At 68.4% G+C, this 13800-nt stretch carries 18 protein-coding genes; 8 read left to right on the forward strand and 10 right to left on the reverse strand.

Features of this window, described 5'->3' with window-relative positions; translation table 11 throughout:
• Position 1: 1 nt before the first annotated feature.
• Entirely contained in the window at positions 2-433 is a 432-nt protein-coding gene (gene dtd / locus A5692_RS03540) for a D-aminoacyl-tRNA deacylase (protein WP_068052134.1), read from the reverse strand.
• A 51-nt stretch (positions 434-484) separates the two neighbouring features.
• Here dtd and A5692_RS03545 point away from each other — a divergent pair, with 51 nt between their 5' ends.
• Positions 485-790: an MTH1187 family thiamine-binding protein gene (locus A5692_RS03545; protein ID WP_068052137.1), complete on the forward strand. Its 306-nt coding sequence runs from the start codon at positions 485-487 to the stop codon at positions 788-790.
• 47 nt (positions 791-837) lie between these two features.
• Positions 838-2118, forward strand: coding sequence for a competence/damage-inducible protein A (locus A5692_RS03550; protein ID WP_068052140.1), 1281 nt, complete (start codon positions 838-840; stop codon positions 2116-2118).
• A 5-nt stretch (positions 2119-2123) separates the two neighbouring features.
• On the opposite strand, the gene A5692_RS03555 is transcribed toward A5692_RS03550, so the two are convergent.
• Positions 2124-3476, reverse strand: a complete 1353-nt coding sequence (locus A5692_RS03555) for a sialate:H+ symport family MFS transporter (protein ID WP_369830255.1) — start codon at positions 3474-3476, stop codon at positions 2124-2126.
• Here A5692_RS03555 and A5692_RS03560 point away from each other — a divergent pair.
• The 3 genes from A5692_RS03560 (at position 3475) to A5692_RS03570 (ending at position 5363) form a co-directional block, all read left to right on the forward strand.
• Positions 3475-4539 (forward strand): amidohydrolase family protein, encoded by a 1065-nt coding sequence (locus tag A5692_RS03560; RefSeq protein ID WP_068052154.1) that lies wholly within the window; start codon positions 3475-3477, stop codon positions 4537-4539. The two genes, A5692_RS03555 and A5692_RS03560, sit on opposite strands and share 2 nt — an antisense overlap.
• A gap of 124 nt (positions 4540-4663) precedes the next feature.
• On the forward strand, positions 4664-4909 hold the full coding sequence (locus A5692_RS03565) for a hypothetical protein (protein ID WP_068052157.1): 246 nt from the start codon (positions 4664-4666) through the stop codon (positions 4907-4909).
• 61 nt (positions 4910-4970) lie between these two features.
• Positions 4971-5363 (forward strand): phage holin family protein, encoded by a 393-nt coding sequence (locus A5692_RS03570; RefSeq protein ID WP_068052159.1) that lies wholly within the window; start codon positions 4971-4973, stop codon positions 5361-5363.
• On the opposite strand, the gene A5692_RS03575 is transcribed toward A5692_RS03570, so the two are convergent.
• From A5692_RS03575 to A5692_RS03600, 6 genes are all read right to left on the reverse strand, one after another.
• Entirely contained in the window at positions 5360-6142 is a 783-nt protein-coding gene (locus tag A5692_RS03575) for an enoyl-CoA hydratase/isomerase family protein (protein WP_068052162.1), read from the reverse strand. The two genes, A5692_RS03570 and A5692_RS03575, sit on opposite strands and share 4 nt — an antisense overlap.
• Positions 6139-7110: an FAD-dependent oxidoreductase gene (locus A5692_RS03580; RefSeq protein ID WP_068052165.1), complete on the reverse strand. Its 972-nt coding sequence runs from the start codon at positions 7108-7110 to the stop codon at positions 6139-6141. The genes A5692_RS03575 and A5692_RS03580 overlap by 4 nt, the downstream gene beginning before the upstream one ends.
• Before the next feature lie 16 nt (positions 7111-7126).
• Positions 7127-7708, reverse strand: a complete 582-nt coding sequence (locus A5692_RS29345) for a hypothetical protein (RefSeq protein ID WP_068052166.1) — start codon at positions 7706-7708, stop codon at positions 7127-7129.
• Between the two features lie 103 nt (positions 7709-7811).
• On the reverse strand, positions 7812-8306 hold the full coding sequence (locus A5692_RS03590; RefSeq protein WP_067924043.1) for an SRPBCC family protein: 495 nt from the start codon (positions 8304-8306) through the stop codon (positions 7812-7814).
• A complete protein-coding gene (locus tag A5692_RS03595) occupies positions 8306-8935 on the reverse strand; it encodes a nitroreductase family protein (protein WP_068052167.1) in 630 nt (209 codons plus the stop codon). Before A5692_RS03595 ends, A5692_RS03590 begins: the two co-directional genes overlap by 1 nt.
• 13 nt (positions 8936-8948) lie before the next feature.
• Complete coding sequence (locus A5692_RS03600; protein ID WP_067743627.1) at positions 8949-9431, reverse strand: carboxymuconolactone decarboxylase family protein; 483 nt, start codon at positions 9429-9431, stop codon at positions 8949-8951.
• A gap of 127 nt (positions 9432-9558) precedes the next feature.
• On the opposite strand from A5692_RS03600, the gene A5692_RS03605 reads away from it, so the two are divergent.
• The 3 genes from A5692_RS03605 to A5692_RS03615 are packed head-to-tail and all read left to right on the forward strand — an operon-like array spanning position 9559 to position 12425.
• On the forward strand, positions 9559-10248 hold the full coding sequence (locus A5692_RS03605) for a hypothetical protein (protein WP_231984174.1): 690 nt from the start codon (positions 9559-9561) through the stop codon (positions 10246-10248).
• Between the two features lie 11 nt (positions 10249-10259).
• Positions 10260-11696: a class I adenylate-forming enzyme family protein gene (locus tag A5692_RS03610; protein ID WP_068052174.1), complete on the forward strand. Its 1437-nt coding sequence runs from the start codon at positions 10260-10262 to the stop codon at positions 11694-11696.
• A 15-nt stretch (positions 11697-11711) separates the two neighbouring features.
• Complete coding sequence (locus A5692_RS03615; RefSeq protein ID WP_068052176.1) at positions 11712-12425, forward strand: hypothetical protein; 714 nt, start codon at positions 11712-11714, stop codon at positions 12423-12425.
• Here the strand turns inward: A5692_RS03615 and A5692_RS03620 are convergent.
• Positions 12411-13388 carry a nitronate monooxygenase family protein gene (locus A5692_RS03620; RefSeq protein ID WP_068052179.1) on the reverse strand — a complete coding sequence of 326 codons (978 nt, stop codon included), beginning with the start codon at positions 13386-13388 and terminating at the stop codon, positions 12411-12413. The genes A5692_RS03615 and A5692_RS03620 overlap by 15 nt on opposite strands.
• Positions 13385-13777: a tautomerase family protein gene (locus tag A5692_RS03625; protein WP_068052182.1), complete on the reverse strand. Its 393-nt coding sequence runs from the start codon at positions 13775-13777 to the stop codon at positions 13385-13387. Before A5692_RS03625 ends, A5692_RS03620 begins: the two co-directional genes overlap by 4 nt.
• Between the last annotated feature and the right edge of the window lie 23 nt (positions 13778-13800).

The following is a 13800-nucleotide window of genomic DNA, read 5'->3' on the forward strand; positions in this document are numbered from 1 at the left end:
GTCAGAGCTCCACAAACACCGTGACCGGGCCGTCGTTGACCAATTCGACCTGCATGTTAGCGCCGAACACCCCGGTCTGGACCTCGGCGCCCAGCCGCCGCAACGCCTCGGCGAACGCGTCGACCAGCGGCTGGGCGACCGCACCCGGGGCGGCCGCGTTCCACGACGGTCGCCGACCCTTGGCGGTGTCGGCGTACAGGGTGAACTGACTGACGACCAGAATCGGAGCGTTCACGTCCGCCGCCGACCGTTCCTGGTCGAGAATCCGTAAATACCAAACCTTTTCGGCGAGCCGCCGCGCCTTGTCCGAATCGTCGGTGTGGGTCACGCCGACGAAGGCCAACAGGCCCTGACCGGCCGGCCGGATGGCGCCCACCACTTCGCCTTCGACCGACACCGTCGCCGACGTAACCCGCTGCACCAAGACCCGCATGAGGCTCGATGCTGCCAGCCCGGCCCGGGAAACGTTCGGTAGGCTCGTCGGGTGTCTGTACTCGTCGCCTTCTCCGTCACACCGATGGGTGTCGGTGAGGGGGTGGGCGAGATCGTGGCCGAAGCGGTTCGGGTCGTTCGTGATTCCGGCCTGCCCAACGAGACGGATTCGATGTTCACCGTGATCGAGGGCGAAACCTGGGAAGAAGTGATGGCCGTCGTGCAGCGCGCGGTCGAGGCGGTGGCCGCCCGCGCGCCCCGGGTCAGCACGGTGATCAAGGCGGACTGGCGGGCCGGGGTCAGCGACGCGATGACGCAGAAGGTCGCCGCCGTCGAGCGTTACCTGCAGGACGGCTAGCCCGTCCCCGTGGCTCGGCTCCGCCTTCCCGCCCTGCCAGTAGGCTCATGGCGGTGAGCGCACGCGCAGGCATCGTCGTCACCGGAACCGAAGTCCTCACCGGGCGAGTCCAAGACGCGAACGGCCCGTGGATCGCCGACCGACTGCTGGAGCTGGGCGTCGAGCTCGCGCACATCACCATCTGCGGCGACCGCCCGGCCGACATCGAAGCTCAGCTGCGCTTCCTGGCGGAGCAGGGCATGGACCTGATCGTCACCAGCGGCGGCCTGGGGCCCACGGCCGACGACATGACGGTGGAGGTGGTGGCGCGGTTCTGCGGTCGCGAGCTGGTGTTGGACGACGAGACCGAGAACAAGATCGCGGACATCCTCAGGAAGCTGATGGGGCGCTTCGAGGGCGTCGACTTCGAAGCGGTGCGCGCCGCCAATCGCAAGCAGGCGATGATTCCCGCCGGAGCGCAGGTGCTCGACCCGGTCGGCACCGCGCCCGGCGTCGTCGTCCCCGGTAACCCGACGGTCATCGTGTTGCCGGGGCCACCGCGCGAGCTCCAGCCGATGTGGCGCCGGGCCATCGAGACGCCGGCGGCGCAGCAGGCGATCGCCGGCCGGACGCCCTACCGCCAGGACACCGTGCGCATGTTCGGGCTGCCCGAGTCGGGTCTGGCCGAGACGCTGCGCGACGCCGAGGCGTCGGTTCCCGGCTTCGAATCACTCGAGATCACGACCTGTCTCCGGCGGGGCGAAATCGAGATGGTCACGCGCTACGAGCCGGACGCCGCGGCAAGCTACGCAAAGCTGATGCAGCTATTGCGCGACCGGCACGCACAGCAGCTCTTCTCCGAAGACGGTTCCACGGTGGACGATCTGGTCGCCCGGGCGCTGGCCGGCCGCCGGATCGCGACGGCCGAATCCTGCACCGCCGGGCTGCTGGCCGCGCGGCTGACCGACCGGCCCGGCTCGTCGGACTACGTGGCCGGCGGGGTGGTGGCCTACGCGAACGACGCGAAAGCCGAGCTGCTCGGCGTCGACCCGGCGCTGATCGAAGCGCATGGCGCGGTGTCCGAGCCGGTGGCCGAGGCGATGGCGGCCGGCGCGCTACGCCGGTTCGGCGCCGACACCGCCGTCGCGATCACCGGTATCGCCGGCCCGGGCGGAGGGACCCCGGAAAAGCCCGTCGGCACAGTGTGTTTCACGGTGACGCTGGCGGACGGCTTCAAGGACACGCGCACGTTGCGGCTGCCCGGGAACCGCTCCGACATCCGGGAGCGCTCGACGACGGTCGCGATGCACCTGCTGCGCCGCGCCCTCACCAGCACCGAGCAGGCGTAGCAAACTCACCTCGGATCGGTTGCCAGGAAGGCGGTTTGCGCGGTGCCGAAACGAATCCCGGTGGCGTCCTTGCCGATCAGCGTCAGCAATGCGACAGCGATCAGCACCGGAACGATCGTCGCCGCCAGCGCGAAGGGATAGCCGTGCGACTCGGCCAGTCGCTCCTGAATCGGCAGATTGAACGCCGCCAGTAGGTTGCCCAGTTGGTAGGTCACGCCGGGATACAGCCCGCGGATGGCGTCCGGCGACATTTCGGTCAGGTGGGCCGGGATGACACCCCACGCGCCCTGCACGAACAGCTGCATCAGAAACGAGCCGAGACACAACATGGCCGCGGTCCGCGAGTAGGCGAACAACGGCACGATCGGTAGCGCCAACAGCGCGCAGAAGATGATGGTGTGGCGGCGGCTGAACCGCTGCGACAGCGTGCCGAAGAACAGTCCGCCGATGATGGCGCCGACGTTGTAGACGATCACGATCCACTTGACCGTCGCGCTGGACAGGCCGGGGCCGTGGTTGGCAGTGGCCGTCAAAAATGTCGGGTAGACGTCCTGGGTGCCATGACTCATCCAGTTGAAGGCGGTCATCAGCAGCACCAGGTAGACGAACCGGCGGATGATCTTGGCGTCGCGCAGCACGTCGCGGATCCTGGTGCTGGTGAGCTTCATCTGGTCCTGGGTGGCCTCCCAGACCTCGGATTCCTCCACCCGGTACCGGATGATCAGGCTGACCAGCGCCGGAATGATGCTCAGCGCGAACAACCACCGCCACGACAGGCCGAGCCAATTCATCACGACCAGCGATGCGACGCTCGCCAGCAGATAGCCGAACGCATACCCCTCCTGCAACAGGCCGGAGAAAAAGCCGCGCCGCTCGACGGGAACCTTCTCCATGGCCAGCGCGGCGCCCAACCCCCACTCGCCGCCCATGCCGATGCCGTAGAGCAGCCGCAGGATCACCAGCACGGTGAAGTTGGGGGCGAACGCGCACAGGAAGCCCACCACCGAGTAGAACATCACGTCCACCATCAACGGCAGCCGCCGGCCGACACGGTCGGCCCACAGCCCGAACAGCAGCGCGCCGACGGGACGCATGATCAGGGTGGCGGTGGTGACGAACGCGACCTCGGCCTTGCTGTGGTGGAACGTCTTTGCGATGTCGGCGTAGACGAGCACCACGATGAAGTAGTCGAAGGCGTCCATCGTCCAGCCCAATAGGGCCGCGACGAACGAGTTCCGCTGATCGGCGGTCAACTTCTGCCGGGGGCTTTGAGTGGTCACGTCAGCATCGTGGCGTACCGGGGACCGTAAAGCGAGCCGTTTCGGCATGCAATCGGCGAGAGTAAGTTGCGAATACATGCGGATCATCGACGCCGACGGACATGTTGCCGAGAACCCCTCGCTGGCGACCGAAGCGATCAAACGGTGGCCGCAATACGTCAAGCCCGCGGCCGACGGCAGCCGGTTGATGTTCGAGGGGCGCAGCTACCCGGAGGACCGGGGCCCTGGTGCGGGCTGTCCGCCCCAGCACGGCATCAGCAAGGCGCCCGACATCAACTGCCGCTCGACCGAAGGCGTGCTGGGCGACGCCGATCGCGACCACATCGACACCATGGTGTTGTATCCGAGTCTCGGCCTGTGCGCGCCCACGCTCGAGGACCCGGAGTTCGCGGCGGGATTCGCCCGGCTCTACAACCAGTGGATCGCGGACTACTGCGCCCCGTCGGGCGGGCGGCTACGCGGCGTCGCGGTGACCCCGATCGAGCACGGCCGAGCGGCCATCGACGTCATGACCGAAGCGAAAGACCTTGGGCTGGTGGCGACTTTGGTTCCGCCGGCGCTCAAGACCCGCAACCTCGACCACTCCGACCTCGACCCCTTCTACGCCGCCGCGGTCGACCTCGAGATGCCGCTGGGGATTCACGGCGCCCCGGGCATCCACCTGCCGAAGATCGGCGTGGACCGCTTCACCAACTACATCCAGGTGCACTGCATCAGTTTCCCGTTCGACCAGATGACCGCGATGACGGCGCTGGTCTCCGGTGGCGTCTTCGAGCGCCACCCGCGGTTGCGGGTTGCGTTCCTCGAGGCGGGCGCGGGTTGGGTCCCGTTCTTCATGGATCGCCTGCATGAGCACTACGAGAAGCGCGGTGACTGGGTCGAGGACGGCTGGCGCCGCGATCCGCACGAGTACCTGGCCGCCGGCAACATCTGGGTGACGTGCGAGCCGGAGGAGCCGATCCTGCCCGGGGTGATCGACGTTCTCGGCGCCGACTTCATCATGTTCGCCAGCGACTACCCACACTGGGACGGCGAATGGCCGGAAAGCACCAAGCATTTGCGCACCCGCTCCGACATCAGCGAGGATGCCCGCGAAAAGATCGGCGGGCTCAACGCGCAGCGCTTCTACAACCTGAACTAGGCTGTCGCGGCACACCGCCCGGACGACTCGGCCGCTTTCATCGCCCGGATTTCAGCCCGCATGACCCTCCTGGCCGGCGACCCGATAGCCTCGTGACACCTTTTTTGGGAGGCGATGATCTGACATGACCGACAAATGGTTCTCCGATTCCAGCGCGCCGGGACAGCTGACCCTCGCGGACCTGTGCGACCAAATCGAGCAGAAGATCCACGTGAACGCGGACAACCAGAAAGCCCCGCAGGAGTTTCCCGATTGGCAGACGTGTGTGGCAGATCGGGACGCCACCATCCAGAAGTTGAGCGCGGCTGTTGTCAACCTGTGCCAGATGGTGAAGTACCTGGCGGCGGAAGGCCAGCGCGGCAACGCGTAGCGACGAATGTCGACACGAAGGGGCTGCCCTTCGCCGACGGCCGGTGGCAGGATCTTGGACCATGGGCCCTTTTCTGCTTCGCGCCGCACTGACCGGTTTCGCGCTGTGGCTGGTCACGAAGTTCGTCCACGGGATCACGTTCGTCGGCGGTGACACGAAGCTACAGCGGGTCGGCATCATCTTCGTGGTCGCCGTGATCTTCGGTCTGGTCAACGCGTTCATCAAGCCGATCGTCCAGTTCCTGTCGATCCCGCTGTACATCCTGACCCTCGGCCTGTTCCACGTCGTCGTCAACGCGCTGATGTTGTGGATCACCGCGTGGATCACCGAGCACACCACGCATTGGGGTCTGCAGATCGATCATTTCTGGTGGACGGCGATCTGGGCCGCGGTCGTCCTGTCGATCGTGAGCTGGCTGCTGTCGCTGATCATTCGCGACGTCAGCCGCCGCTAACGTCCCTGCCAGCGCGGCGGTCGCTTCTCGGCGAAGGCGCGCGGCCCCTCCTTGGCGTCCTCGGTCTCAAAAATGCGGTCGCTGTGCCGGGTTTCGTTGTCGTACGCCGACTCGAGATCGAGCGCCAAACCCTCGACGGCGGACTGCTTCGTCGCGAACACCGCGAGTGGCGCGTTCAGCGCGATGCGCTCGGCATAGTCGTAGGCGGTGTCCATAAGCCGCTCGGGGGGGACCACGCGATTGATCAGTCCCATCGCCAGCGCCCGCTGCGCATCCACCATGTCGGCGGTCAGCAACAGCTCCATCGCAAGCGGGTAGGGCATCTGACGCGGCAGTCGCACAGTGCTCCCACCGCCGGCGAACAGGCCGCGCTTGGGCTCCATCACCGCGAATCGCGCGGCCGGCACGGCGACCCGAATATCGGTCGAGCTCAGCATCTCGAAGCCGCCGGCGACGCAGGTGCCGTTGACCGCGGCGATGACCGGCTTGTAGACGGGGAAGCGGTGCAGGACGGCGTGGATGGCGTCGTCCTTGTTCCAGCCGTCCGGTTGCGGCAGGTCGCCGGTGAGCTCCGGGATGAACTTCTTGAGGTCGGCGCCGGTGCAAAAGTCTTGCCCCACACCGGTGATCACGGCCACCCAGGCGCTGGTGTCGTCGCGGAACGCCGCCCAGGCGTGGGCCAGGTCGCGGAAGTGCTGCATGTCGAGCGAGTTGCGGGTTTCGGGACGGTTGATGGTGATGGTCACGATGTGGGCGTCCAGCGCGTAGTCGATGCTCATGGTGCCTCAGGCTGACCGGCCAGGCGGACCACGTCGCCTGCGCAACCCCACGACAGGGTCACGCCGTTGCCGCCGTGGCCATAGTTGTGGATGCAGAGCGCCCGCCCCAGCGGCTCGACCGCCACCCGCACCGACGGGCGGTCCGGACGCAGCCCGGTGATGGTCTCCACCACCTCGGCTTCGGCGAGCCGCGGCTCGATCCGGCGGCAGCGGTGCAGGATTCGCTCGGTCACGTCGGGGTCCGCGGTGGTGTCCCAGCGGTCGGGGATGCTGATCCCGCCGCACACGATGCGCTGGGGATGGGGGAAATAGCAGGTCCATTCCGGGCCGCCGTTGATCTCCAGAAACAGTTGCCGCAGACCGGGATTGGTGAGCACGATGTGCTGGCCGAACAGGGGGCGCACGGTGTCGTCTCCGGCCAGGCGTCCCGCGGCGAGACCGGCGCAGTTGACCACGATCGGCGCGGCGTCGGCGACCTCGGCGAGTGACCGCACCGGATGCTCCTCGATTTCACAGCCGGCCGCGGCCAGCCGGCGCGTCAGATAGTCGAGATAGTGCGGCATGTCGATCATCGGCAGCGTGGCCCGGAAGCCGTTGTCGAAGCCGTCCGGCAGGTCGGTTGGGTCGGCCGACCGCAGGTCGGGAATCAATGCCGCGGCGGACGCCATCGCCTCGGTCGCGGTCAGCTCGCCGGCGGCCAGCGCGGGCGCCAGTTGAACGCCCGAGCCCGCAACGGTGGCGAGTTCGCGAAAGACCCCCAGGGAGTGTTCGGTCCAGCCCAGTGTGTCGCTGGCGCGTTCGGCGGGACGCGGTGGCAGCCATACCGCGCCCGCCACCTTCGAGGTGGTGTGCTGTGGCAGGGCGGCGGTCCAGACCCGCACCGGCCAGCCGGCCTCGGCCAGGCACACCGCGGACGTCAGCCCGCTGACACCGGCACCGACGACGACGATCTGTTGCGCACTGGCCACGGCGCGTCGGGACTTGTCAGTTGTGCGGGGGCGGCGGCGAAGGCTGCTGCCCGCCCTGGCCGCCGAGCAACCCGTTGAGCAGGCCGAGGGTGCCCTGCACACCGGCGGGGGGCGTGGTGGGCGGCGGGGTGGCGTCCGGCGTCAGCTGCCAAGGCTGGCAACCCGAGGTCTTGAACGCCTTGTCCGTCGGGTCGATCTGCACCACCTGCGGCTTCTTGCTCATGCTGTTGTCGATGATGTTGCCGTCGGGATTGCCCGTCCGCTTCCAGTAACAGGTGCCGTTGTTGACGGGCCCACCCGAGCTGTAGATCCCGGGGACGATGTCGGTCCCGACGTTGTAGATGCCGTCCTTGTCGATGCTCGTCTTGGGTCCGGGCGCCGGCGAGGCCGCCGGTGAGGCACCCGGTGACGGCGCCGGTGAGGCGGACGACGGCGGGGGGCCCGGAGGGGGTCCCTGCGACGCCGCAGGCGACGGCGACGGTGCCGGCGTCTGGTCCGGGTCGGCCCCCGCGAAGCCCGCCGACGCCGTCCAACCCGCGATCACCAGTCCCGCGACGGCCAACCGCGCCGCGGTAGGAACACCAGCCTCAAACCCCATAGCACGCCAGCGTACCGGGACGAGCAGCCTAAATCACGTGAGGCGCCAGGCGCAGGCTGTCGCTTCCGGACGAATAACCCCTGGTCGCGGCTGGCCGTGGGCCCTACGCGAGCCGGCGCACCCGACCGGCGTAGCCGAGCGCATGCTCATATGTTTTGAGGTTGTCGCGAGAGATCTTCGCGTGCACCGGGCGTTCGAGAAGGAAGCGCAGCACCGGGTTGTAGGCGCGGTAGGTCTCGTGGAAGGTCAAAACGGTGGTCCCGTCCGGCTGTTCCTCGAGCCGGTGGTAGCCCTCGGCCCGGGACCACAGCGGCGCGCCGACGGCCACGTAGCGCGACAGCTTGTTCTTCTCGGCTTCCGTGACGGTCTCCCACGACCGTGCCCGGCCGCCCGACAGCAGGTACTTGGGCACCTCGTAGACGCAGGTGCGGACCAGACCCTCACCGGCCTCGTTGCCCTCGTTCAGGATCTCCATGCTGCCGCCGGGCCATTCGAGGACTCGCGGCCGCGGCGCGTCGGGCGGGGCGGGAGGATGCAGGACCCGCCACACCTTCGCCGGTGGCGCATCGACGTGAAACCGCACGGTGTAGGACTGCATCAGCCGTCTCCCCAGCTATCCCAGAATGTGACGGTCTCGGCGGGCGGCCGCGCGGCCGGCCGGAAGTCGGTGCCGATCGTGTAGGCCACCGGAAACAGCGCGGCCTGCGTAACGGTGTCCGGGATGCCGAGCAGCTGGGCCACCTCCCGCTCCTTGGCCAGATGCATCGTCGTCCACACTGAACCCAGCCCCCGGGACCGCAGGGCGAGCAGGAAGCTCCAGCCGGCCGGGATGATCGACGCCCAGGCCGACGCGGCGGTCAACAGGTTGGAGTTGTCGATGCGACTCTCCAGGCACGGGATGACATGCACCGGGACCTTGCCCAGCGTCTCGGTCAGCGCCAGGGCGCCCGCGTACACCCGCCGGGTCTGCGGGTCGGACGCCTCCTTGGCCGCGTGCGCCAGATAGTCGGCGCCGACACTGCGGTAGATCTCGGCGATGGCGGCACGCTTGTCGGCATCGGTGATCACCAGCCAGCGCCAGTCCTGCGCGTTGCTCGCGGTCGGCGCCTGCATCGCCAGCCGGATGCACTCGAGGATCACCTCGCGGCCCACCGGCCGGTCCAGGTCGAGGCGCCTGCGCACCGACCGCGTCGTCATCAGCAGTTCGTCGACGGTGGCCAGATCCATCCGGTGTTCCTCCCTAGAGATCGATTGCGCAGGACTGGTCGACGCCCAGCACGGTCAACGAGCGCCCCAGGCCCAGGAAGACCGCGACACAGAGGGTGAGATCGAGGATCTCGGGGTCGGAGAACGACTCCCGCAGCCGCCCGAAGAAGGCATCGTCGAGGGAAGCGTGGTCGGTGGCGAACCGCTCGGCGTACTCGATGGCGAGCCGCTGCCGCGGCGTATAGCCGGGGTAGCTCGCGTACGCGGCGACGTTGTCGTAGAGCTCCGGCGCGACCCCGGCGTCCAGCACCGACTGGGCCCGGAAACCGGAGCAGGCGACGCAGTCGTTGATCTGCGCGATGCGCATCCTGGCCAGCTCCCGCTCGTCGGCCGGCAGCACGCTCTGCTGGTACGCGCCGCGGATCATCCGCTCCACCATGTCACCGAGTTGCGGCCGCAGCGTCCAGATCATGGCGGCTTCGCCGCCCGGGCCATCCGGCACGTTGAGGCGGGCCATCGGCGACTCCTGCGGTGAGGTAGTTACTGAGTCGAGCAAACCAGTTCGCCACCGGGCTGTCCAGGGCATGATTGCGCACCCGTAGACCCGACAACGCGTTCGGAGTTACCGTCTCGACGTGCTGTTCATGCACGAGGTGCACAAGGTACGCGGGCGCTGCGAGGACGATTTCGAGGCCGCGTTCCGGCAGGGCTGGATGCCCATGGTCGCCGCCGGCGATGATGCGCGACTGCTCTGGTACGCCGACCATGCCCAGGGCAGCGGCCCGTCCTACACCGTCGTGACCGTCACGGCGGTCCGGGACGGCGCGGCGTGGGAGCGTCTGGCGCTGCGGGTGCAACGGGGTGATCTGCAGGCGTGGATGCGCGGGCTGGACGAACTGCGCTACGACGTCGAAGCCAAGCTGCTCGCGCCACTACCGTGGTCGCCGTTGCAAGAGATGCCGCTGCAGGAGGTGCCGGTCGACGGGCGGGAGCACGAATTGAGCCTCTACATGGAAGACACCATGTGGCCCTTCCCGGACAGGTTCGAGGAATACATCGAGCGCAGCGGCGACGTGTACGCCCAGAGCCTGGAGCGGCCGTCGTCAATGCTGTTAATCCAGGCGGCTTTTCAGCCCGCCCTGGGCAGTCACCTACACCGCGAGGTCATCCTGATGCAACGCATTGAGCAGCCCGAGCAACTGCTCGCACTGCTCCGCACCCGGATCCCCCACGAATTTCGCGCCCCGGGGACCTGGATGCACGACGCCCTCGAACTGCGGGACCAGTGGACCAGTCGGCTGCTGCGCACCTCCGCGTGGTCACCCCTGCACTGAGCCTGGATCCCATGAATATCGGAACGATCCTCGAAGCCGCCGCGACGGACGATCCCGCTCGCGTCGCGCTCATCATCGAGGGGCGCTCGATCGGTTACGGCGAGCTGGCCGCGACCGTGCGCCGGTGCGCCGCCGGCCTGGCCGACCGCGGCGTGGTGGCCGGCCAGCGCGTAGCGGTCGTCGATGGCGGAAGCGTGCTCTCGATCGCGGCCGTGCTGGGGGCGGCCCGCATCGGCGCCGCGGCCGCGCTGATGAACCCGGCGCTGACGCCGCACGAGCTCCGCGGCCTCTTGACGGGCGCCGGCTGTGCCGAGGTGGCCGTCGCGGGGGAGCCTTACGCCAACCGGCTCCGAGAGGCCGGTGCGCCAACGGTATTGGGTGCCGAGCTGCTGCTGGAGGGCGCCGATGCCGCGGCGCCTGATGAGATCGCCGACCGCGATGCCCTGATCCTGTTCACCAGCGGGACAACGGGACTGCCGAAGGCCGTCGGCATCACCGGCCGGCAGCTGACACGGCGGATCAAGGGCATGGCGGCACCGTTTCGTACCGACGCCAAACCCTCGGTGGGGATGATGTGCGTTCCGTTCTTTCACGTCGGGGGCGCGCTGGGCACGCTCGGCAGCCTGTACTCGGGCAACACGTCGGTGGTGCAGCCGCGATTTGACGCCGGCGAGTGGCTGCGCCTGGTGTCCCAACATCGGGTGACCACCACATTCCTCGTTCCGACGATGCTGCAACGCATTCTCGACCATCCGCACTTCGCCGGCGCCGACCTGTCGTCGTTGGTCGCCATCGCCTACGGGGCCGCCGCCGCACCCGTCGCTTTGGTGCGCCGGGCGATGGCCGCCCTGCCGCATGTGGCTTTTACCAACGTGTTCGGGCAGACCGAGACCCTCGGCGCCTACACGACGCTGATGCCCGCCGATCACCGCGATCCTGCACGGGCGGGATCCGTCGGCCGGCCGCTGCCCGGGGTCGACGTGCGCCTGGTGGACCCCGAAACGGGAGAGGACGTGAAGCCCGGGACGGTGGGGGAGCTGTGGGTCAACACCACCCAGAACGTCACCGGCGGTTGGCTGCGCACCGGTGACCTGGCCCGCCAGGACGCCGACGGCTACTTCTTCCCGTGCGGACGGCTCAGCGACACCATCAATCGCGGGGGCGAGAAGTTCGGGCCGACCGAAGTCGAGGAAGCGCTGCGTTCGCACCCGGCGGTGCGGGATGTCGCGGTCGCCGGAATCGCCGATGACGAGCTCGGCCAGCGGGTGGGAGCTGCGGTGGTGGCTTGCGCGCCAGTGACTCTGGAAGATCTGCGATCGCACTGTCGCGAGTCGATCGCCTACTTCAAGCTGCCCGAGCGGCTGGCGCTCGTCGACGACATCCCCTATAGCTCGACCGGCAAGGTCAGCCGCCGCCAGCTCGCCGCGCTGATCGCCAATCAGGGCTGAAACCCGGGAGTTTCGATGCTGTTTCTTCACGAGACCCACCAGGTGGTCGGCACACGGCAGGACGAATTCGAGGCGGCCTACCGCGAGGGCTGGATGCCCACGCTCGCCGCCGCTGATGACGCGCGGCTGCTCTGGTACACCAACCACGCCCATGGATCCGGGCTGTCGTACAACGTGGTCACCATCACCGGCATCATCGACGGCGCGGCGTGGGAAAGGCTCGTGCGCAGGACTCAAAGCGGAGACCTGCGCCCATGGATTCGTGAACTGGACAACCTCCGCCACGAAGTGAGGGGCAAGCTGCTGCTGCCGGTCGACTGGTCACCGTTGCAGTCGGTCGATCTGGCCGGCGTGCCCACGACGGGCCAGACGCACCCGCTGACGATGTTCATGGAGGACACCGGTTGGCCGTACGCGCCGCTCGACGACTACATCCGCTCGTGGGACGAGATCTACTATCGGCCGCTGTCCCGGGCGCCGGCCAGGATGCGCATCCTGGACATCCAGGCGTGTTTCCAGGTGGCGCATGGGAGCCACCGGCGACGAGAGGCCATGCTGTGGCAGAAGATCGACGACTCCAACAACTACGCGGCCCTGGTCCACCTGCTGACCAAGGAGATCCCGCCGGAGCACCGGGCGCCCGGCAGCTACATGTTCGACGCCCTGCAGTACCGCGACCAGTGGCAGAGCCGGCTACTGCGGACGTCGGACTGGTCACCGCTGTACTGAGGCCGTTCGGTTGAGGATCCGGGCGGCCTGCTCGACCATGTCCGCCAGGATGTCGGCGGCGGGCCGGACCCGGCGAATAAGCCCCACCCCTTCGCCGACGAGTATGGCGGCGGTGTCGAAATCTTCGGCCGCAACAGCATTCTCATACTCGGCCACCGCTTCGGGCAGCGACGCGGCCAGCTGATCCTCGTTGCCGTGCCACCTGTCGAGGAAGGCGTTGCCCAGCGCCCGCGCGTTGTAGTCGTCCGGCCAATCCAGCCGTCGCACCAGGTCATAGGCGCGCGTGCGAAAGGTGTCGTCACCGCTGGCCGTCAGCGCCCGATCGTGCGCTAGCGGGGACACCAACGCCTCCGGCGACGCCCAGAACCTGGTGCCCACGAGGGCGCCGTCGGCGCCGAGCGCCAGCGCGGCGGCTAGGCCGCGCCCGTCGCTGACCCCGCCCGCGGCCAGCACCGGCGTGCCCGGAGCGCGTTCGGCGACCAGGTCGGCGACGTCGGGCACCAGCGTGAACGTGGACCGGACGGTCATCCCGTGCCCGCCCGCCTCGCCGCCCTGGGCCACCACGATATCGGCGCCGGCGTCCAGGGCCCGGCGCGCGTGGTCGAGCGTCTGCGCCTGCGCGATCAGCGGGACGCCCGCGGCGCGAATGCGATCGGCGAACGGCTGCAGCTCACCGAAGGACAGCATGATCGCGGCGGGCCGCCGCTCCAGGGCCTCGTCGAGCAGCTCGGGTTGCCGGGCCAGGCTCCAGGTGATGAACCCAGTTCCGACGTTCGCCCCCTCGGCTCGGTCGAATTCGCGCCGCAGCCATTCCGCGTCGCCGTAGCCGCCGCCGATGAGGCCCAGGCCACCGGCCGCCGTCACCGCCGCCGCCAGCCGCCCCCCGGAGATCATCGCCATCGGGGCGAGCACGACGGGGTGTTCGATGCCGAAGAGCCTGGTGACTCGTGTGTCGAGGCTCATTGCAGCTCCCCGGTGAGAAACTGCGCCCGGCCGTGGCCGAAAGACCAATCCTCGTCGCCGTTTTCGGTGACCGAGACGATCAGGTCGGCCGCGTCTAGCCCGCACCGCTCCGCCAGGTTGGTGGCCAGCAGTTCGTAGAACTTCTCCTTCATCGCCCGCGTCCGCCGCCGGCTCACCACATGCACGATCACCTGCCGCGCCGAGCGGGTGATGCCGAGGCCGGTATCCAAAGCGACGATTTCGTGGGCGGGATGGGTGCGCACCACCTGATAGCGGTCCCGCGGGGGCACGCCGAACGCTTCGACGACGGAGTCGTGAACGGCGTCGAGCAGCGCCCGGACCTCCGACGGCGTGCGGCCCTCGATGACGTCGATGTACAGCAGCGGCATTTCGTCTCCTCTGATTGATGTCC

The organism is Mycobacterium sp. E342 (assembly GCF_001667665.1).
Taxonomy (GTDB): Bacteria; Actinomycetota; Actinomycetes; order Mycobacteriales; family Mycobacteriaceae; genus Mycobacterium.